This window comes from Priestia abyssalis (genome assembly GCF_002019595.1).
GTDB classification, from domain to species: domain Bacteria; phylum Bacillota; class Bacilli; order Bacillales; family Bacillaceae_H; genus Bacillus_BA; species Bacillus_BA abyssalis.
The window spans coordinates 158,458-177,741 of record NZ_KV917369.1 but is presented as its reverse complement, the minus strand read 5'-3'; the positions used below and the strand labels follow the sequence as shown (position 1 = coordinate 177,741).

At 40.3% G+C, this 19,284-nt stretch carries 16 protein-coding genes, 17 tRNA genes, 1 rRNA gene and 1 riboswitch; of the genes, 4 read left to right on the top strand and 30 right to left on the bottom strand.

What is annotated here, in order from left to right:
- Positions 1-71: 71 nt before the first annotated feature.
- Positions 72-1,655 (bottom strand): peptide chain release factor 3, encoded by a 1,584-nt coding sequence (locus BK575_RS00945; RefSeq protein ID WP_078408487.1) that lies wholly within the window; start codon positions 1,653-1,655, stop codon positions 72-74.
- 265 nt (positions 1,656-1,920) lie between these two features.
- On the opposite strand from BK575_RS00945, the gene BK575_RS00940 reads away from it, so the two are divergent.
- On the top strand, positions 1,921-2,532 hold the full coding sequence (locus BK575_RS00940) for a class I SAM-dependent methyltransferase (RefSeq protein ID WP_078408486.1): 612 nt from the start codon (positions 1,921-1,923) through the stop codon (positions 2,530-2,532).
- A 278-nt stretch (positions 2,533-2,810) separates the two neighbouring features.
- Here the strand turns inward: BK575_RS00940 and BK575_RS00930 are convergent, their stop codons facing one another.
- A complete protein-coding gene (locus tag BK575_RS00930; protein ID WP_407984294.1) occupies positions 2,811-4,181 on the bottom strand; it encodes a Na+/H+ antiporter NhaC family protein in 1,371 nt (456 codons plus the stop codon).
- A gap of 60 nt (positions 4,182-4,241) precedes the next feature.
- Positions 4,242-4,346, bottom strand: a riboswitch (SAM riboswitch).
- Positions 4,347-4,601: 255 nt separating this feature from the next.
- Here BK575_RS00930 and BK575_RS00925 point away from each other — a divergent pair.
- Complete coding sequence (locus BK575_RS00925) at positions 4,602-5,189, top strand: DNA-3-methyladenine glycosylase (protein WP_235867450.1); 588 nt, start codon at positions 4,602-4,604, stop codon at positions 5,187-5,189.
- 42 nt (positions 5,190-5,231) lie between these two features.
- Here BK575_RS00925 and BK575_RS00920 read toward each other — a convergent pair whose 3' ends face one another.
- On the bottom strand, positions 5,232-6,341 hold the full coding sequence (locus BK575_RS00920; protein WP_078408483.1) for an AI-2E family transporter: 1,110 nt from the start codon (positions 6,339-6,341) through the stop codon (positions 5,232-5,234).
- A 243-nt stretch (positions 6,342-6,584) separates the two neighbouring features.
- Between BK575_RS00920 and BK575_RS00915 the strand changes: the two genes are divergently transcribed.
- Positions 6,585-7,907, top strand: a complete 1,323-nt coding sequence (locus tag BK575_RS00915) for a hemolysin family protein (RefSeq protein ID WP_078408482.1) — start codon at positions 6,585-6,587, stop codon at positions 7,905-7,907.
- Between the two features lie 133 nt (positions 7,908-8,040).
- Here the strand turns inward: BK575_RS00915 and BK575_RS29250 are convergent, their stop codons facing one another.
- The 9 genes from BK575_RS29250 to queG all read right to left on the bottom strand — a co-directional run bounded on the left by BK575_RS29250 (position 8,041) and on the right by queG (position 15,732).
- Entirely contained in the window at positions 8,041-8,163 is a 123-nt protein-coding gene (locus BK575_RS29250) for a hypothetical protein (RefSeq protein ID WP_268877695.1), read from the bottom strand.
- Positions 8,164-8,312: 149 nt separating this feature from the next.
- On the bottom strand, positions 8,313-8,510 hold the full coding sequence (locus BK575_RS00910) for a hypothetical protein (RefSeq protein ID WP_078414592.1): 198 nt from the start codon (positions 8,508-8,510) through the stop codon (positions 8,313-8,315).
- 326 nt (positions 8,511-8,836) lie between these two features.
- Positions 8,837-10,015, bottom strand: coding sequence for a sporulation protein YhbH (gene yhbH, locus BK575_RS00905; RefSeq protein ID WP_078408481.1), 1,179 nt, complete (start codon positions 10,013-10,015; stop codon positions 8,837-8,839).
- A 361-nt stretch (positions 10,016-10,376) separates the two neighbouring features.
- Complete coding sequence (locus tag BK575_RS28245) at positions 10,377-10,520, bottom strand: hypothetical protein (RefSeq protein WP_169907466.1); 144 nt, start codon at positions 10,518-10,520, stop codon at positions 10,377-10,379.
- A 214-nt stretch (positions 10,521-10,734) separates the two neighbouring features.
- On the bottom strand, positions 10,735-12,630 hold the full coding sequence (locus tag BK575_RS00900) for a PrkA family serine protein kinase (protein ID WP_078408480.1): 1,896 nt from the start codon (positions 12,628-12,630) through the stop codon (positions 10,735-10,737).
- 101 nt (positions 12,631-12,731) lie between these two features.
- Positions 12,732-13,028 carry a hypothetical protein gene (locus BK575_RS28240; protein ID WP_078408479.1) on the bottom strand — a complete coding sequence of 99 codons (297 nt, stop codon included), beginning with the start codon at positions 13,026-13,028 and terminating at the stop codon, positions 12,732-12,734.
- Between the two features lie 63 nt (positions 13,029-13,091).
- Complete coding sequence (gene trmL / locus BK575_RS00890; RefSeq protein ID WP_078408478.1) at positions 13,092-13,565, bottom strand: tRNA (uridine(34)/cytosine(34)/5-carboxymethylaminomethyluridine(34)-2'-O)-methyltransferase TrmL; 474 nt, start codon at positions 13,563-13,565, stop codon at positions 13,092-13,094.
- Between the two features lie 69 nt (positions 13,566-13,634).
- Positions 13,635-14,528 carry an amidase domain-containing protein gene (locus tag BK575_RS00885; RefSeq protein ID WP_078414591.1) on the bottom strand — a complete coding sequence of 298 codons (894 nt, stop codon included), beginning with the start codon at positions 14,526-14,528 and terminating at the stop codon, positions 13,635-13,637.
- Between the two features lie 67 nt (positions 14,529-14,595).
- Complete coding sequence (gene queG / locus BK575_RS00880; protein ID WP_407984364.1) at positions 14,596-15,732, bottom strand: tRNA epoxyqueuosine(34) reductase QueG; 1,137 nt, start codon at positions 15,730-15,732, stop codon at positions 14,596-14,598.
- Between the two features lie 185 nt (positions 15,733-15,917).
- Here queG and BK575_RS00875 point away from each other — a divergent pair, with 185 nt between their 5' ends.
- Positions 15,918-16,583: a B3/B4 domain-containing protein gene (locus BK575_RS00875; RefSeq protein ID WP_078408477.1), complete on the top strand. Its 666-nt coding sequence runs from the start codon at positions 15,918-15,920 to the stop codon at positions 16,581-16,583.
- Positions 16,584-16,755: 172 nt separating this feature from the next.
- On the opposite strand, the gene BK575_RS00870 is transcribed toward BK575_RS00875, so the two are convergent.
- The 18 genes from BK575_RS00870 to rrf form a co-directional block, all read right to left on the bottom strand.
- Positions 16,756-16,829 (bottom strand) — tRNA-Gly (locus BK575_RS00870).
- 70 nt (positions 16,830-16,899) lie between these two features.
- Positions 16,900-16,981 (bottom strand) — tRNA-Leu (locus BK575_RS00865).
- 29 nt (positions 16,982-17,010) lie between these two features.
- Positions 17,011-17,099 (bottom strand) — tRNA-Leu (locus tag BK575_RS00860).
- Positions 17,100-17,110: 11 nt separating this feature from the next.
- A tRNA-Cys gene (locus BK575_RS00855) sits at positions 17,111-17,185 on the bottom strand.
- Positions 17,186-17,197: 12 nt separating this feature from the next.
- Positions 17,198-17,272 (bottom strand) — tRNA-Gly (locus BK575_RS00850).
- Between the two features lie 3 nt (positions 17,273-17,275).
- Positions 17,276-17,350, bottom strand: a tRNA-Gln gene (locus BK575_RS00845).
- 29 nt (positions 17,351-17,379) lie between these two features.
- Positions 17,380-17,455: transfer RNA gene (locus BK575_RS00840), tRNA-His, on the bottom strand.
- A gap of 10 nt (positions 17,456-17,465) precedes the next feature.
- Positions 17,466-17,539 (bottom strand) — tRNA-Trp (locus BK575_RS00835).
- Positions 17,540-17,547: 8 nt separating this feature from the next.
- Positions 17,548-17,632: transfer RNA gene (locus BK575_RS00830), tRNA-Tyr, on the bottom strand.
- Between the two features lie 21 nt (positions 17,633-17,653).
- Positions 17,654-17,729 (bottom strand) — tRNA-Thr (locus BK575_RS00825).
- 10 nt (positions 17,730-17,739) lie between these two features.
- Positions 17,740-17,815, bottom strand: a tRNA-Phe gene (locus BK575_RS00820).
- A 284-nt stretch (positions 17,816-18,099) separates the two neighbouring features.
- Positions 18,100-18,175, bottom strand: a tRNA-Asp gene (locus tag BK575_RS00815).
- A gap of 13 nt (positions 18,176-18,188) precedes the next feature.
- Positions 18,189-18,265: transfer RNA gene (locus BK575_RS00810), tRNA-Met, on the bottom strand.
- A gap of 11 nt (positions 18,266-18,276) precedes the next feature.
- Positions 18,277-18,352, bottom strand: a tRNA-Val gene (locus BK575_RS00805).
- 28 nt (positions 18,353-18,380) lie between these two features.
- A tRNA-Glu gene (locus BK575_RS00800) sits at positions 18,381-18,452 on the bottom strand.
- A 24-nt stretch (positions 18,453-18,476) separates the two neighbouring features.
- Positions 18,477-18,568, bottom strand: a tRNA-Ser gene (locus BK575_RS00795).
- A gap of 3 nt (positions 18,569-18,571) precedes the next feature.
- A tRNA-Asn gene (locus BK575_RS00790) sits at positions 18,572-18,646 on the bottom strand.
- Between the two features lie 9 nt (positions 18,647-18,655).
- A 5S ribosomal RNA gene (gene rrf, locus BK575_RS00785) occupies positions 18,656-18,771 on the bottom strand.
- Positions 18,772-19,284: the final 513 nt, after the last annotated feature.

Genomic DNA, 19,284 nt, shown 5'->3' with positions numbered 1-19,284 from the left:
TCTGCCACACCCTTTTCCTTTATTCCTTATTCTCTGATAATCAAATCTCTGTTAAATGAAGTTTCACTTGATTAAAAAGTACTTCTCAATTCAACAGACGGATACTTCTCTTGGAACATACGCAGCACAAAGTCATTTTCAAATAAAAGGACTGGATTTTCATAGCGGTCTTCCACAAGCATGACACGAGAATCTGTCATCTTATCCTGGAAATCTTCCTTCTTGATCCATTTGGCTGCCTCATGGCGCATCCGCTGAAACTCAATATCGACTCCATACTCATTCTTCATGCGATACTCGAATACCTGAAATTGCAATTCCCCTACCGCACCAAGGATATAATCACCAAAATAAGGAGTACGGTACAACTGGACGGCTCCCTCTTGAACAAGCTGCGTAATTCCTTTTTCGAAGTGCTTCCCTTTCAAGGCATGCTTAGCCCTTACTTTTGCGAAAAGCTCAGGCGGGAACGTCGGTAAAGCATTAAATTGAAAGTTCGTTGCCCCTTCTCCTAAAATTGTATCACCGATTTGATACGTTCCTGAGTCATATAATCCGATAATATCACCTGCATAAGCTTCTTCTACCGTTTCACGGCTCGATGCTAAAAACTGATGGGATTGCGATAACTTAATTTTACGCCCCGTTCGTGGAAGCTGAACATTCATTCCTCTTTCAAATTTCCCCGAGCATACTCGGACGAATGCGATACGATCACGATGGGCCGGATTCATATTAGCTTGAATTTTGAAGATAAAGCCTGAGAAGTTTGGGTCAGCCGGGTTAATTTCACCATTGGATGATTCACGCGGCTGCGGCGGCAGTGTTAATTCCAAGAACTCATCGAAGAAAGATTGAACTCCGAAATTGGCGATGGCACTTCCGAAAAAGACCGGTGTTAACTTTCCTTGTTTTACCTTTTCCATCGAAAAATCATTTCCCGCTTCATCGAGTAAAGCGAGTTCATCAGCTAGTGTCGGAAGGAATCCGGCATCCACATACTCCGTTACCTCTTCGGTCACATTTGTACCGTCAAAATGGACAAAATGAGATTCTTCGTTTCCTCGATAAACCTCAATTTTCTTTTGAAAACGGTCATATGTTCCTTGAAATCTTTTCCCCATCCCTATTGGCCACGTAACAGCATAAGATTCAATTCCAAGCACCTCTTCAATCTCTTCCAATAGCTCAAGGGGATCTTTTCCTTCACGGTCTAACTTATTGATGAACGTTAAAATCGGTATACCACGCATGCTGCATACTTTAAATAATTTAATGGTTTGTTCTTCTATTCCCTTTGTTCCGTCTATGACCATGACCGCGCTGTCGACAGCGGTTAAGGTACGATACGTATCTTCACTGAAGTCTTGGTGACCCGGTGTATCCACAATATTGATGTGATGATCTCTATAAGAAAACTGCATCACGCTCGATGTAACCGAAATTCCACGCTGCTTTTCGATTTCCATCCAGTCAGATGTAGCATACTTCCCTGTCTTTCTACCCTTTACCGTACCGGCAGAGCGAATCATGCCCCCTAATAACAATAATTTCTCTGTTAAAGTCGTTTTCCCGGCATCCGGGTGGGAGATAATGGCAAAGGTGCGCCTTGATTCGACTTGCTCTTGTTGATCTTTCTTTTCTTCTTGACTCATCTTGATAATCCTCTCTCTCACATCTATCCATATTAATAGGGTTTTTCTTCTTACATACCACTCTTTATTTTAAAATAAATCTTCTATCTTTCCATCAAATTTTCCACTTCTATTTTTGACCATTCAAAAAATAACGAAAGAAATGCATCTTCCACTATAGCATATATTACCGCGTTCACCAAATGGCCGTTGTTTGTTCTCCTCTGTTATCTTTTAAGGTACAATAAGTTTGAGTCACACCCCCCATGAAAGAGGTAAAGTAAGTATGATTGAATATACAGGCGAGAGGGTCATCCCTCACCTCATGAAGCCGACAAACGGCTTATTGCTTGAACATATTGCAAGATATCAATTCGCTATTTTATATACGAAAGGAAGAGTGCTTGATATAGCATGTGGAAGCGGCTTTGGAAGCCAGCTTGTAGCTAAAGCAGCTAAAAAGAAAATTGACGAAATAATAGGTGTTGATATCGATCCCGCTATTATTCAATATGCTCAAGGAACACATTATCATCCAAAAGTAACTTTTTGCGAAGGAAATGCAGCCGATCCTTCTCTTCCGGAAAAATTAGGAACATTCGATTGCATTATGAGCTTTGAAACATTGGAACATATAAAAGAAGAAGAACAATTTTTAACAAATCTTTATAAAATGTTAAAACCAGGGGGTACACTTGTGATTTCTACCCCATTTGGATTAGGGCGCGGGAAACCATCAAGTGAACCTTTTCATGTTCACCAACTTACCTTGGATGAATTCCAAGATTTATTTCACGATTACTCAGAAGCAGAATTTTTCTATCAGCGCGGTGTTCTCGTTGAAACGAAAAGAGAAGGAATGCACTATCCTCTAGGTATTGCTGTTTGTATTAAGTAAGCTTTCCTTGTTCATTTCATTCCGCTCAACGTCTGCTTCTCCTTGTTCAACCGAAAATGAACAAAGACAGAAGGTGACAACAAAAGTGGCGGTTATCATCATATGCCCCAAATGTAATGGAACAGGAAAAATTAAAAAGAAACGCCTTTTCATTTCCATCACTACGATATGCAAAACATGTAACGGATCCGGCAAAAGAATCTTTTTAAAAAAATAATAGTAAACAGCCCCCTTTTTCTGTAAATAAGTAAAAGTCAGCCCGATAGGCTGACTTTTACTTATTTACTCGTATAGCTTCCGTTCATTCCAAATACTTTTTGTTCTTTTTTATTTTTTGCTGCAGAAAATCTCGGGAAGCCAATTAAAATGGAAATTATGCCAAAAATGGCAATTAAAACCGGATAGAAGGAATAAGGCCACACACTGATTGGTGAAATCTCTGCCAACTTAGCGGCCGTTAAAATTTGAGCTCCGTACGGAATCAATCCCTGTACACTGCATGAGAAAATATCTAATAAACTGGCTGATTTACGTTTGTCAATTTCATATTGATCGGCAATGTCTTTGGCAAGAGGGCCCGTAAAAATAATGGAAATCGTATTATTAGCCGTTGAAAAATTCGTTAAACTAACAAGACCTGCAATTCCGAATTCCGCGCCCTTTTTGGATTTTATGCTTCGTGTCATCAAGTTTAATAAATAGTCGATACCGCCATTATATTTAATAATCTCAACCATTCCGCCAATTAACAGCGCAAGAATAACAAGCTCCGCCATACCAAGAATGCCTTCTGTGACAGTTTGTAAAAAGCTTGCTAATTGATAACTTCCATCCATTAAACCGATAACACCGGCTAAAATCGTTCCCCCTGTTAAAACACCGAGCACATTAAGTCCCAGCAATGCTGTTATTAATACACCTACATACGGCAAAATCTTTATCCAGTTAAAACTTTCTGCCGCTACAGTTGAATGATTACCCGCTGTAATGATGACTAAAATAACAGCCGTTAAAAGAGCAGCCGGCAGAACGATAAAGAAATTTGTTTTAAACTTATCCTTCATTTCCGTCTGCTGTGTCCGAACAGCCGCAATCGTTGTATCGGAAATAAAAGATAGATTGTCTCCAAACATCGCTCCTCCTATTACTGCAGCCATAGATAAAGCCAATGGAATATCCGTTTCTCCGCTAATCCCGACACCAATCGGCGCCAATGCGGCAATCGTTCCCATGGATGTACCCATAGATAGAGAGATAAAAGCGCCAATCACAAATAAACCTACTACTAGAAAGCTTGGAGGAAGAACAGATAAAGCTAAATTAACTGTCGATTCCACAGCTCCCATTCCTTTTGCTGAAGCTGAAAAAGCTCCCGCCAAAATAAAGATAAAGGTCATGATAATGATATCAGGATGACCTGCTCCTGTTGCAAATCGTTCAATCTTTGCGGTTAGCGTCTCTTTTCGATTCATGATTAACGCCGCCATAGCCGCAATTACAATGGCTACTAAAACAGGCATTTTGTAAAAATCACCCGTAACCACACCGGAACCAACAAATAATGCCAAAAATATTCCTAACGGCAATAAAGCCAATGGATTTCCTTTTCCTTTACTCAATAATCGCACCTCACTCCTATATTGATTCATGAAAAAGACCCCTTCTCACAAGCAAGAAGAGGTCTTATATATTGAATATAAGAAACACTCTTCTCATCTCTCAAGCATCCCGCTTGCTGGATTTGGCACAGCACTCTCTTAAAGTCCGCTGCCGAGACATCATCGGGCCAGTCCCTCCGTCTCTCTTGATAAGAAGATTATATTGTAGTCTTTTTCAAATCACCTTAACTACTTTAAGGGGTGCAGATAAAAAAGTCAAACATTATTTTAAGAAAGTTAAATATCACCAAATCAAAAGAAATGGAGTGAAGTTTGAATCATCTTATTGATGTGTAAATTAAAGGAATAACGAGAATTTTATATCACATATTGACACGCTAAAAGGAGATGAAGCGGTTGGAAAGCAACTATCTATATCCACTATTCTCAAATGATGACCCGGACCACTCTCTGCAAGTTCAACCTGTCGAAAAAGAGTTCTTCCATCAGCCTACCCTCACGCTCGCCAAAGCTCTGCTCGGATGCCTCTTAATAAAAGAGACAAAAGAAGGCATTACATCCGGTTTTATAGTTGAAACAGAAGCTTATATCGGTCCAAGCGACCGAGCCGCTCACAGCTACGGAAACCGAAGAACTAAAAGAACAGAAGTTATGTTCGGAGAAGCCGGCTATGCGTATACATACACTATGCATACTCATTGTTTAGTAAATGTAGTGAGCGGCGAGCAGGAAAAACCGGAAGCAGTCCTGATTAGGGCAGTGGAACCATTTAGCGGCCAATCCCTTATGGAGCAGCGAAGAAATGGGATAAACGAGAAAAGAAACTGGACAAACGGACCCGGCAAATTGACGAAAGCAATGGGAATTACGATGGAAGACTATGGCCAGCCCCTCTTCATCCCTCCTCTATTTTTAGCGAAGGGATATCAACCAGAGAGAATTTCTTCAGGAAAAAGAATTGGGATTGATAATTCCGGAGAAGCCAAAGATTATCCATGGAGATTTTGGATTACCGGAAATCGATTTGTGTCTAAATGAAAAGCCCAGCCTTATTGGCTGAGCTTTTATTTAGAAAGTCTTTTAATCATGGGCAGGCAATTCTTCCTTTAATTTGCGATTTCTTAGTTGGACCAATTTGGCGATATTAACAATAATCGTTTTTGTTACGGCATATAAAGGAACACCTAAAATCATGCCCAGCACCCCGGCCAGATTGCCTGCCACCAATAAAATGATAATAATCGTGAGCGGATGAATATCCAATCTTTTACCTATTACAAGGGGCGAGATAAAGTTTCCGTCTATTTGCTGAACAATCGTGATGACGACAATAACAAGCAACGCTTTCGTCGGCGAATCCAGCAACGCAATAATAACGGCCGGAGTCCCGCCAATAAAAGGACCAAGATACGGAATAATGTTGGTAATTGCCACGATAATGGCCAATGTAAGGCCATAAGGCAATCCAATAATTAAATATCCAATGAAGGTGAAAATCCCTACAAATAAGGCAACAAGAAATTGTCCTTGAATATAGGCAGCGAGAGTCTCACTTGTTTCCTCAATGATATGTAAACCGTCTTTTCGATAAGAAACCGGCAAAAAACGAACGGCTGCTTTCGGAAACTTATAGCCATCTTTAAACATGTAAAATAAGATGAACGGCACTGTAACAACCGTTAGTGTAATATTAGCGATTACACCAAATACCATCGTCATACTCTTTGTTACATTATCCGGCAAAGAGGCTGCATAACTCGTTAACGTGTCTTCAACCTTTTCGAGAGAAATAAACTCCTGCCCCAACACCCATTTAAACCATTTGGATTGAGACAGCCCTTCAAAGAAAGTACGGGTTTTTGAGATATACGAAGGAAGATTTCGGACTAAATCGGTAATTTGTTCTGATAAAACCGGTGCCACTACGCCGATTCCGATACTCATTAATCCAATAAAGACCACGTATAAAATCAGGATTGCTAAATTCCGCGGCACTTTGTACTTAATTAAAAATTTAACAATCGGGTTAAATAAAAAATAGAGAAACCCTGCAATTAAAATTGGAAAAAAAAGCGTGGAAACAAACACCACGATCGGTTCAAATAAAAAAGAAATTTTCGTACTGAAATAAATAATAAGCACAATTAACAAAATTTGAAGAGTCCAAAAATGCACTTTTGACTTTAACACATATTCACTTCCCTTGACTCAATGTCCTCATTTCTAAAATAAAGCCCTTTTTCTTCACTTGCAAGAATAATCTCTGTTTTTATATCCTTTACAGCATTTGGGCACAATTTAAAATGAGCCATCAAATTTTTTATTTGTTTTTCACTTTAATATACTCATGGTACAGTAAAACGAATGTGATTTCATCTTATTAGGAGGTGTTACCTTACTTGCTATATTCGATAGCACGGTAAGGAAGTATAGTTGGAAATTATTAACCTCATATTAGTCGCTATTTTAATCGCACTTACAGGATTTTTCGTCGCTTCTGAATTTGCCATTGTGAAGATTCGAAGCACACGCATCGATCAACTCATTACGGAAGGAAACAAAAATGCCCTTGCCGCTAAAAAAGTCATCTCAAACCTTGACGAATATCTTTCTGCCAGTCAATTAGGGATTACCGTCACTGCATTGGGATTGGGCTGGTTAGGAGAACCGACCGTAGAAAGGATTTTACATCCAATTTTTGAAACATTCAACTTGGCAACATCGCTCATCAATATTCTTTCATTTATCATCGCTTTCTTATTTATTACCTTTTTACATGTAGTAGTCGGAGAGCTTGCTCCTAAAACATGGGCCATTCAAAAAGCAGAAACAGTGACCCTTCTGTTCTCTGGTCCATTAATTTTATTTTATAAAGTGATGTATCCGTTCATTTGGGCATTAAACGGATCAGCTCGTTTAGTGACTGGTTTCTTTGGATTAAAACCTGCATCGGAACATGAATTGGCACATAGTGAAGAAGAATTGCGCATCATTCTATCCGAAAGTTATGAAAGCGGGGAAATCAACCAATCCGAGTTTAAATATGTAAATAATATCTTTGAATTCGATGACCGAATCGCAAAAGAAATTATGGTACCGAGAACAGAGATTGTAAGTGTTTCAAAAGATGCTGCAATCGAAAGTTTTTTAAATATTGCAGGGATTGAAAAATATACCCGTTATCCAGTCGTATTGGACAGTGATAAAGACCAAATTATCGGGCTGATTAACATTAAAGAAATTCTGACCGATTTTGTTCACGGTAAAGATATCCAGTCACTACCTGTTGAACATTATGTTAAACCTATCATTCAAGTGATTGAATCCATTCCTATTCATGATTTGTTGCTAAAGATGCAAAAAGACCGCATACATATGGCTGTTTTAATGGATGAATACGGCGGAACCGCAGGCCTCGTCACTGTTGAAGACATTTTAGAGGAAATCGTCGGCGACATCCGCGATGAATTTGATGCTGATGAACTGCCATATACTCAACGAATTAATGAGAACCATTATATGTTGGATTCGAAAATTCTAATCGATGAAGTCAATGATTTACTCGGAACTAATATTGAAGAAGAAGATATGGATACCATCGGCGGTTGGGTACTAACACAACAGTTTGAAGTTAAAAAAGGTGATTCCATTACGTTTGGAGACTACACATTTAAAGTAGTCGATATGGAAGGTCACCATATTAAGCGTATCGAAGTGTTTAAAACACCCCTTCAATCCCTGACAGGAGAATCTTAAAAAACGATATGAATGATTTTTGACTTATTTGAATGCCAAAATGCTATAAAAATCAACACCCTTGTTCAACAGGACCAAAAATAAAGTCAACCACTTCGTACGGTTGACTTTATCTTTCCGTCATTATTTTATTTTAACCTTCTTCTGTATTCTTTTCATCCATTTCGTCATTTTTCTGACCATCATTGACACCATTATCTTGGTCTACTCCATCACCGCAGCCTGCTAAGCCACCCAAGATTAAAGAAAATGCCATGCCGGCCATCATCAGCTTTTTTTCAATTATATTCCATTCTTAACATCTCCTTTTTAAAATCTTGCTTTGTACATTAAGTACCTTGTTCAGCAGATGTTTAAACCTTTACCTCAAATAAAAAACACCTGGTTCACATAACCAGATGCTTTTTATTTGATTTCGTCTTCATCACCTTGCACATACTCAAAAAAGAAGTCTAAAACTTCATTTAAAAAACGATTCCGTTCTTCAAACGGCATAATTTCTAGTAACTTTACGATATCTTTATCTAAAGTGATGGAAGCAGGTGTATAATCAGCGCCTTCCTTTTTAAGGATAAATGGAATTACATTATTTTTCTCTTTCATGTTACACCGTCCTTTATCCCGCATTAACAGGCAGTAAGCCCCCCGTATAATCGAAGAAATGTAAGTGGGGTCTACTGCCCGTAAAAGCCAGATACAATTGATTATCATTGGGAGATGAAAGACATCGCCAATGGTGAAATTTCCCTATATATATGCTTTAATATTTTAATCTTTCGCGTCAGGACTTGCAACATAAAAAAAAGATCAAGACAATGTAAACAAATTCACCTAAAAAGAAGCTGATTATTTATTCCGCATCCTCACTTTATGTCCCCATATTGATTCGCTATATAATCAAAAAAAACCAGCCTTCCCGGCTGGTTTCTTTATACATACGCTTTATTCTCTTCATCTTTCTTAAAGAAACTTCTCATCGCGTGGAACACATCGGCTTTTTGTTTGAGGATATAATGATGGAACTTCTCATCGTTGATGTTCTTATATGCAGACATTAGAGTGGAGTGGCGGTTGTACTGATTTACTTCTCCATACCCAAACATGTTAGACACTTTCATCAAGTCATTGACAAGTTTGACACATCGGGCGTTATCTGAAGTTAAATTATCTCCGTCCGAAAAATGAAATGGATAGATATTATAGCGGGCCGGATCATATTTTTGCTCAATGAGCTCCAGCGCTTTTCGATAAGCGGATGAACAAATGGTACCTCCGCTTTCTCCTTTTGAGAAGAAATCTTCTTCTGATACGACTTTGGCCTCTGTATGATGGGCAATGAATTCAATATCGACTGTCTCATATTTAGTACGTAAAAAACGCGTCATCCAGAAGAAAAAGCTGCGAGCCATATACTTTTCCCAAATCCCCATTGATCCGCTTGTATCCATCATGGCAAGAACAACGGCTTTGGATTCAGGTTTTAACACTTCATTCCATGTTTTAAACTTTAAATCTTCCGGAAAAATGGGATGAAAACTAGGCTTACCGCTCATTGCATTGCGTTTGTAAGCCGACATCATTGTTCTTTTTTTGTCAATATTCCCCATTAACCCGGTTCGGCGAATATCATTGAACTCGATATGCTGCACAACATTTTGATCGCTTTCTTTCCTTTTTAACCGAGGCAGTTCCAATTGTGCAAACAAAGCCTCTTCCAATTCCATTAAAGATACTTCCGCTTCATAATAGTCCTCGCCGGCCTGGTCTCCTGCTCCTTGGCCTTTACCGGCCCCTTGCTGACCCTTCCCTCCAGATCCGTCTCTTGCTACAACATCTCCTACTTTGCTGTCTCCATCGCCTTGACCAACATGCTTATTTTTGTCATAGTTATAGCGAATGCGATATTCATCCAAAGAACGAATTGGAATCTTGACTACATCTTTTCCATTTGACATGATGATATTTTCTTCTGTAATAAGATCAGGAAGATTATTTTTAATTGCCTCTTGAATTTTCTCTTGATGCCTCTTCTGATCATCATGGCCTTTTCGATGGAGGGACCAATCTTCTTTTGAAATCGCAAAATTTTTATTATCTTCTTTTCCCATCCTTTTCCCCCTCCTTACTTCTTTTCCCCTAATCGACAGATACATTTTTTGCTTCTCGAATGAAGAAAACTGTCGCTAAGGCTGACTCATTCAATCTCCATCACGGAGCTCTCAATCGCTCTACCTTTAAAAACTATTCTTTATCGAAAAAAACAGTCACCATCCATAAATCAATCGCATAGATTATGATGAATGCTTTAGTGAAACAACGTCCCCTTTAGAAAGGTTGGTTACTCTTATACTATGCATAAATCCAAGATAATTGACAAATAATTAAGATAATTGTGTGACTCCCCATAAAAAAATAGACAAGTTTTGTACTTGTCCAGTGCATCTCTTATATACAAGATTGGCTGCTTCCTTAATCCTGCTTAGGATCTGGTTCCATTCCCTTTTGTTTCACCTGCTTGTTTGTATCCATGTTTTCCATTGTCTTGCCGTGCTCTTTCATTTCTTCTAAATTCTGTGCCATAGAACTATTCTTCGGTTTTTGTTCTTCTTTCATCCTTATCACCTCTAGTTGTACAATTCCCGCCATTTTCTATTTTCAAACATATACCAAAGAAAGTGATTTTCTTAGATATTACGTAATCCGGGACAGACACCGAAGCGCTTGAAAAGACCTTTTTAAACAAATGGATCAAAATGGTAATCAACACTATTCTTTAACATCGCCTTTGGGAAAGAGAAGAAACACTGCCAAAGCGGCAGCGTTCCTCTTATCGGTTCAATAAACTTCCTACATAACGAAGCAATTCATTGGCGGAAACAGAGTTATATCCATGCTCATCAATTAGTCGAGCTACAACTTCGTTCACTTTCTTCAATTGCTGTTCATCCGGTGTTTTCGTAGATGTTGTGATTTTCACCACATCCTTAAGGTCGGCAAACAGTTTCTTTTGAATCGCTTCACGTAAACGCTCATGAGAATTATAATCAAACCTTTTTCCTTTGCGTGCATAAGCCGAAATACGAATTAAGATTTCTTCACGGAACGCTTTCTTCGCATTTTCAGAAATGCCGATTTGTTCTTCAATAGAACGCATAAGCTTTTCGTCTGGATTCATTTCTTCTCCTGTTAAAGGATCACGAAGTTTATTTTTATTGCAATATGCTTCAACATTGTCTAAATAGTTATCCATCAATGTCTTAGCCGATTCTTCATATGAATAAACAAATGCTTTTTGAACTTCTTTTTTCGCAATTTCATCATATTCTTTTCTGGCTAAGGAGATGTAATTTAAATAACGCTCACGATCTTCATTCGGGATGGACGGATGTTGGTCTAAGCCTTCTTTTAAGGAGCGCAGCACATCGAGTGCATTAATGGATTTCACTTCCTTGCGAATAATGGTTGAGGAAATACGATTAATGACATAACGTGGATCGATTCCGCTCATTCCCTCATCTGCATGCTCCTTCTTTAATTCCTCTACGTCTGCATCATTATATCCTTCAACTGCCTGACCGTCATACAATCTCATTTTCTTCACTAAATCGATATCGCCTTTTTTCGCTTCTTTTAAGCGCGTTAAAATGCTAAACATCGCTGCTACACGAAGTGTATGTGGAGCAATGTGTACATCTGATACGTCACTTTCTCTAATCATTTTTTCGTAAATTCGCTCTTCTTCGCTTACTTTTAAGTTATAGGGAATTGGCATGACAATAATCCGAGAATGGAGAGCTTCATTTTTCTTGTTTGAAATAAATGAACGATACTCCGTTTCATTCGTATGAGCCACAATCAGCTCATCTGCACTAATTAAAGCAAAACGACCAGCTTTAAAGTTTCCTTCCTGAGTAAGAGATAGTAAATGCCATAAGAATTTTTCATCACACTTAAGCATTTCCTGGAACTCCATCATTCCGCGGTTTGCCTTATTTAACTCACCATCGAACCGGTAAGCTCGCGGGTCTGATTCAGAACCGAATTCGGCAATCGTGGAGAAGTCGATACTTCCCGTTAAGTCTGCAATATCCTGTGACTTAGGATCAGACGGACTGAATGTTCCAATGCCAGTACGTTTGTTTTCGGATAAGAAGATTCTTTCCACTAACACATCTTCAATACGTCCGCCATATTCTTCTTCAAGGCGCATCATATTAAGCGGTGATAGATATCCCTCTACACGAATTCCATACTCATCATAAAAGTCATCGCGAAGATGATGAGGAATCAGGTGCAGTGGATCTTCATGCATTGGGCACCCTTTGATAGCATAAATAGCACCGTTGTCTGTATGAGAGTATTTCTCCAGCCCTCGTTTTAACATCGTCACCAACGTCGATTTACCTCCGCTTACAGGACCCATTAACAATAAAATCCGCTTCCGAACATCCAAGCGCTTCGCTGCTGGATGGAAATACTCCTCCACAAGCCGTTCCAGCGCTTCCTCCAAACCAAATAATTGACCACTGAAAAATTGATATTTCCTTTTTCCATTCACTTCTTCATAACCAGCATCTTTGATCATATTGTAAACTCTTGAATGGGCTGATTGTGCAACTATAGGTTTTTCTTTTAAAATCTCTAAATACTCTGCGAAGGTGCCTTCCCACTTGAGCCTTTGTTCTTCTTCACGATACATTCCAATCTTTTTTAATATATCCATTAAAGGACCTCCCCTACCATTGATGCTAGTGACCAAGATTAATACAATCTATGCAAGGATGTCCTTGAACATGCTTTTTTTTCACTTCGCAAATCTAAAAACTATGAACCTCCCCGTACCATAGACATCCCGATGCCATTTATATCCGCAAGAACATTGGTCGTATCGTGAACGGACTTTGTTAAATTTTTTCCATACTTTTCTTTCAAACAGACAGGCTCATAGGCTATAATAAATTTATAGTATCGTACAGAAATGAAAGTGAAGTAAAGGAGGAAGACAGCGGTGAGAACCATTTTAGTATTAGGCGTCATGGCAACATTCATATCCGCCATTTTTACAGCTGGATATAATGATAAGCCTGGTGTAAAACGTAAATAATTTTCTTTTTTATACAATGAAAGCCTTCTCATCACTTATAGATGGGAAGGCTTCTTTACTTCAAACTCGTTCATTTAGTTCTACGATAGGCCAGGGAAATTTTGTTGTCTTAAAGCCTCGTAAATAAGGATTGCAGCAGTGTTAGACAAATTTAATGACCTTACCTTATCGTTCATTGGGACACGAAGGCAGCGTTCCATGTTAGCTTGGATAACCTCTTTTGGAAGTCCCGTTGTTTCACGTCCAAATACAAAGAAATGATCTTGGGCTGCATTACTGTAATCAAATGTACTATGCGCTTTTTGACCAAACTTTGTAAGAAAATAAAATTGACCTTCATTGTACTTTTCAAATACTTCTTCTAATGAATCATGATAAACAACTTTTACGTGTTCCCAATAATCCAGTCCTGCCCGTTTTAACATTTTATCGTCGGTTGAAAATCCTAATGGACGGATTAAATGTAAAGTTGTACCGGTCGCAGCGCAAGTTCTGGCAATATTGCCAGTATTGGCTGGAATCTCTGGTTGATATAAAACAACATGTAGTCCCACAAATTTCACCTCTAACAAAAAATCTAATTTTCATTATACCACTATCCATTCAAAACAAAAGTCCCTAATCTAACCGAGAATATGGAAAAATTCGTACTGAATATTCGGTGTATATGCCGTGGAATCTTCATAAGCCCAATATCTCATTCGGCTATTGTACGTATGGGCATTAACAAGGGGCATCCCGTTCGCATCTTTAGCGACGACCACTGTCGTGTGATTCCATTTTCCGTCTCCTTCAAAGTCGTAGCAAATTACATCGCCCAGCATCAGTTCATGCGGCTGAGTTACTTGCTTCGCTTTTAAACCTGCCTTGGAGTTTTTTAAGTAAGCACGAAAGGCATTGGCAACCGACCAGCTATAACTCCACGAATTGTTTTGCATCCACCACCCATTCCCCTTATTCGGATAGCCGCGCATCGGTGCCCCTCCCTCGTGAACACACTGAGAAATAAAGTTTGTACAATCGTTTTCAAACTTTTTATACTTCGGATTGTAACTATTCCACCACGTTTCTGCATAGCGCACAACGGCTAACCGATTATAAGGATGCGCCCTCATTTCGGCAGGTTCCTTTTCAAGATCATTTTTTTCCACATATTCGGCAATTGGTTCTTCCTCTAACAAATCAATTAATCGATCCGTGATAAGTGTATTTTTGTAAAAAACAGCCATTCTTGTTTCCATCTCTTCTTCTATATAGAAGAATTTTCCTTGCTTAATCAAAGATTGAAAATGCACATCATATAATATGTTCGTTTTCGTATCGCCTGTTTCTACAGAGCGAATTTGTCCTTTTGCTGTGCACTTTACGAGCTCAGCTCCTCTTTTTTGAAAGGCATTTGTTTTTTGCTCTATTTTGGGAGAGAGAAAGGAAGAAAAATCCCTTGCAACACGTCCATTCACTAAACCTTCCGCTCTTGCTGCAATTAATGCATGCAAAACATGTTTTTTGGATAACAAAGGTTTCACCACTTTCATACGTTTTATTATAACGCTATGATGAACCCCTCTCTTTTTAATACAACATTCACGGACTTTCTACCTTGAGCATCTGTAATCCTTTTTCAATTTCAGCTCGTACCTCTTCATCTTGTTCTCTATCGTATGCTATTTCCAAATCCTCTACAGCACTCTTTTCTCCGATCTTCCCGAGTGCCCACGCAGCTGTTCCCCTGATAACCGGACGTACATCTTCCTTCAATAACCTTACTAAATCTAAAACAGCCGTTGAATCCTTATAATGGGCTAATGCAATAATGGCGTTGCGTTGAATTGGTTTTTTTCCTCGCCATGAGCCAGAAACATGTCCGAACTTTTCTTTAAACTCTCTATTGCTCATATGAAGCAGCGGCTTTAATAAAGGCTTGGCCAGTTCTGGATCTGGTTCCATTTCCGCGTGAAAATGAAAATCCTTTCCCTTATTTTCTGGACATACAGTCTGGCAGGTATCGCAGCCATATAATCTGTTTCCTAATTTAACTCGAAACTCTTCCGCCAAAAATCCCTTTGTCTGAGTTAAAAATGCAATACAGCGCTGCGAATTTAATTGTCCTGGTCCTACGAGCGCTCCTGTTGGACAAACATCAATACACTTATTGCAAGTTCGGCAGCGATCTTCTATCGGCGTATCGGGAGGAAAAGGCAGGTTAGTAACCATCTCTCCTAAATATACATAAGAACCAAATTCGGGGGTAATAATAGCACAATTCTTACCGCTCCATCCTATTCCCGCTCTCTCCGCAACCGCCCGATCCGAAAGCTCTCCCGTATCTACCATGGACTTCACTGTTGCCTCCGGAACTTTTTCTAAAATGAATTGCTCTAATTTTTCAAGACGATCACGTAATACCGCATGATAATCCCGTCCCCAGGAAGCGCGGCAAAAGATGCCTCTTCGCTCCTGCTTAGTGCTTTTAGGAGGATTTTGCATTTTCGATGGATATGCAAGTGCAATCGCAATAATTGATCTAGCTTTTGGAAGTAATAACTCTGGGTTCGTTCGCTTTTCAATATCAGGCTCCTCAAAACCTGATTGATAGCCTAACTCTTGCTGAGCAATCAAACGTCCCTTGAGTTCTTCAAAAGTGGAAGCACTGGCAAAGCCAATTTTATCGATGCCGATCGTTTTACTGTAAGCAATAATTTCTTCTTTTAGCTGTATCATATTCAACAACTTATTTCCTCCTCTCTTCTATAATTGCTTATTTCAAAAAATCGTTTCACTCTCAATTGAAAACAAACCTGATTGTATTCTGTAACTTATTAAAATGCCAAAAGGCTATTTGATTTCTTTTCAGTCCAACAATTATTATAATAAAGGATAATCCGTGGATAAGGGAGCGTCAGTAAATGGAAGTTTCTATACACTCAAACATTAAAGCAAAAATCCCGAATTTTAAGATTGGCATTATTCATTATAAACATATTTCTGTAGGAGCATCTCCTCAGATGTTAAAAGGTCGGCTTCGGTTGTTTCAAGAGTCCCTATTTTTTGATTTAGAAACAAAATCCCCTTCAGAAATTGAAGGGGTATCGGAATGGAGAAAAATATTTAAAGAACTGGGAACAGATCCGAGTAAGTATCGCCCTTCAGCAGAAGCATTATTTCGTCGCATTCAAAAACAGACATACCTTCCTTCTATCAACTCAGCTGTTGACCTCAATAACTTTTTCTCTTTGCAATATGAAGTCCCCATCGGTATTTATGATTGCCAATTTTTACAAGGTGATATTAAGATTGCAATTGGCAAAGAGAATGATTATTACAAAGCGTTAAATGAAAGAAACATTTCTTTAAAGAATAAAATAATCTCATCGGATCAAGATGGACCATTTGGCAGTCCATATGTAGATTCACAAAGGGCTCCTGCTACGGAACAGACGAAAGAAGCCATTCAAATCGTTTACCTGCGTCCCTCACTTCCAATCGAGCAAGCAGAGAAATTGACCAAATCCCTAAAGGATATGTTTTTGCAGCTTCATGGAGGAGAAGCAACATTTTTTGTTAACGCCTAGTTAAGAATAACGGTCTTTTTCATTTAGCCTTTTTATCTTACTTTTTAAGGATTTTTCCCTTCACAATGATAATGAGGGGAAAATCCTTAGTTATAAACATTTCCCAACCAAAATAAAAAACGCAATGCCCCGTTTTTATTTAAACGAAACACTGCGTTGTAACCGTTATGTATGGAGCGGGTGATGGGAATCGAACCCACGACATCAGCTTGGAAGGCTGAGGTTTTACCATTAAACTACACCCGCAAATTTTATCAGATTTTGTCGAACATGAAACAAAAAAGAAAACAGGTATTTCTCCTGTAAAAAAGCCTGATACCGGTGGTCGGGGTCGAACCGACACTCCAGAAGGAACACGATTTTGAGTCGTGCGCGTCTGCCAATTCCGCCACACCGGCATAATATATAAGGCAATCTAAAAAGCACATGGTGCCGAGGACCGGAATCGAACCGGTACGGTAGTCACCTACCGCAGGATTTTAAGTCCTGTGCGTCTGCCAGTTCCGCCACCCCGGCGATATAGTAAATGGAGGCGGCAACCGGATTTGAACCGGTGAATAAAGGTTTTGCAGACCTTGGCCTTACCACTTGGCTATGCCGCCTTAATCATATACTGGAGCGGAAGACGGGATTCGAACCCGCGACCCCCACCTTGGCAAGGTGGTGTTCTACCACTGAACTACTTCCGCAAATGGCTGGGCTAGCTGGATTCGAACCAACGCATGACGGAGTCAAAGTCCGTTGCCTTACCGCTTGGCTATAGCCCAATCATTTGAATATAATTATAAGTTAAATATGGGGCGATTGATGGGAATCGAACCCACGAGTGCCAGAGCCACAATCTGGTGCGTTAACCACTTCGCCACAACCGCCATATTCTTTTGGCAGGGGCAGTAGGAATCGAACCCACACCGGAGGTTTTGGAGACCTCTGTTCTACCGTTAAACTATGCCCCTATTGCAAATGGTGGAGGGGGACGGATTCGAACCGCCGAACCCTGAGGGAGCGGATTTACAGTCCGCCGCGTTTAGCCACTTCGCTACCCCTCCACATTCTTAAATTTTCTAACATGGTGCCGGCGAGAGGACTTGAACCCCCAACCTACTGATTACAAGTCAGTTGCTCTACCAATTGAGCTACACCGGCATCAATAAAATGGTGGCTCGGGACGGAATCGAACCGCCGACACAAGGATTTTCAGTCCTTTGCTCTACCAACTGAGCTACCGAGCCATGTTATTTTAAACTTCTTTCAAAATCTTACACTTTCTTTGCTCGTCGTACCTTTCGGTCTTCCTCGCAACTACATCGTTGAAGATTCATGGATGTTTACGTTGCTCTACCAACTGAGCTACCGAGCCATATTACAGCTTGCGATAAACGTCGAAATTCTTCGTCAGCTTCACTCGCTCACATCCTCACGTATGCAAATACGCTACGGTGTTCGCTCGATTGCTTCCTCGAACTTCTCGTTTCTCTCAACCCTCTATGCTTTAAAATCGCATTACCTTTAAAAATGGCGGTCCCGACGGGACTCGAACCCGCGATCTCCTGCGTGACAGGCAGGCATGTTAACCACTACACCACGGGACCACCTTATAATAATTGGTTGCGGGGACAGGATTTGAACCTGCGACCTTCGGGTTATGAGCCCGACGAGCTACCAGACTGCTCCACCCCGCGATAATAATAAATGGTGGAGGATGACGGGATCGAACCGCCGACCCCCTGCTTGTAAGGCAGGTGCTCTCCCAGCTGAGCTAATCCTCCGTATTACAGGCTTAAAACCTGTAAATGATGACCCGTACGGGATTCGAACCCGTGTTACCGCCGTGAAAGGGCGGTGTCTTAACCGCTTGACCAACGGGCCAATTGAATAAATGTATTAATTAAATGGCGGAGAGCAAGGGATTTGAACCCTTGAGGCAGCGTTAACCGCCTACACGATTTCCAATCGTGCTCCTTCGGCCACTCGGACAGCTCTCCAAATGGCTCCACAGGTAGGACTCGAACCTACGACCGATCGGTTAACAGCCGATTGCTCTACCACTGAGCTACTGTGGAATCATATAAGCCTGGCGACGTCCTACTCTCACAGGGGGAAACCCCCAACTACCATCGGCGCTGAAGAGCTTAACTTCCGTGTTCGGCATGGGAACGGGTGTGGCCTCTTCGCCATCATCACCAGACATATTATATTATACATTATTCAAAAGGAATTTCAACCTTTTTTTAAAAGTTATTCCTTCAAAACTAGATAACAAGTTGCTGAGTATTGCTGTGCTTTTCTTTAGGTTAAGTCCTCGATCGATTAGTATCAGTCAACTCCACATGTCGCCACGCTTCCATCTCTGACCTATCAACCTGATCATCTTTCAGGGATCTTACTAGCTTGACGCTATGGGAAATCTCATCTTGAGGGGGGCTTCATGCTTAGATGCTTTCAGCACTTATCCCGTCCGCACATAGCTACCCAGCGATGCCTTTGGCAAGACAACTGGTACACCAGCGGTGCGTCCATCCCGGTCCTCTCGTACTAAGGACAGCTCCTCTCAAATTTCCTGCGCCCGCGACGGATAGGGACCGAACTGTCTCACGACGTTCTGAACCCAGCTCGCGTACCGCTTTAATGGGCGAACAGCCCAACCCTTGGGACCGACTACAGCCCCAGGATGCGATGAGCCGACATCGAGGTGCCAAAC

What these genes read in the sequence shown, in the direction of transcription:
- BK575_RS00945 (WP_078408487.1), bottom strand. Translation starts at nt 1,655, where the DNA reads ATGAGTCAAGAAGAAAAGAAAGATCAACAAGAGCAAGTCGAATCAAGG.
- BK575_RS00940 (WP_078408486.1), top strand. Translation starts at nt 1,921, where the DNA reads ATGATTGAATATACAGGCGAGAGGGTCATCCCTCACCTCATGAAGCCG.
- BK575_RS00930 (WP_407984294.1), bottom strand. Translation starts at nt 4,181, where the DNA reads ATGAATCAATATAGGAGTGAGGTGCGATTATTGAGTAAAGGAAAAGGA.
- BK575_RS29250 (WP_268877695.1), bottom strand. Translation starts at nt 8,163, where the DNA reads ATGGCATTTTCTTTAATCTTGGGTGGCTTAGCAGGCTGCGGTGATGGA.
- BK575_RS00910 (WP_078414592.1), bottom strand. Translation starts at nt 8,510, where the DNA reads ATGAAAGAGAAAAATAATGTAATTCCATTTATCCTTAAAAAGGAAGGC.
- yhbH (WP_078408481.1), bottom strand. Translation starts at nt 10,015, where the DNA reads ATGGGAAAAGAAGATAATAAAAATTTTGCGATTTCAAAAGAAGATTGG.
- BK575_RS28245 (WP_169907466.1), bottom strand. Translation starts at nt 10,520, where the DNA reads ATGAAAGAAGAACAAAAACCGAAGAATAGTTCTATGGCACAGAATTTA.
- BK575_RS00900 (WP_078408480.1), bottom strand. Translation starts at nt 12,630, where the DNA reads ATGGATATATTAAAAAAGATTGGAATGTATCGTGAAGAAGAACAAAGG.
- queG (WP_407984364.1), bottom strand. Translation starts at nt 15,732, where the DNA reads ATGATACAGCTAAAAGAAGAAATTATTGCTTACAGTAAAACGATCGGC.
- BK575_RS00875 (WP_078408477.1), top strand. Translation starts at nt 15,918, where the DNA reads ATGGAAGTTTCTATACACTCAAACATTAAAGCAAAAATCCCGAATTTT.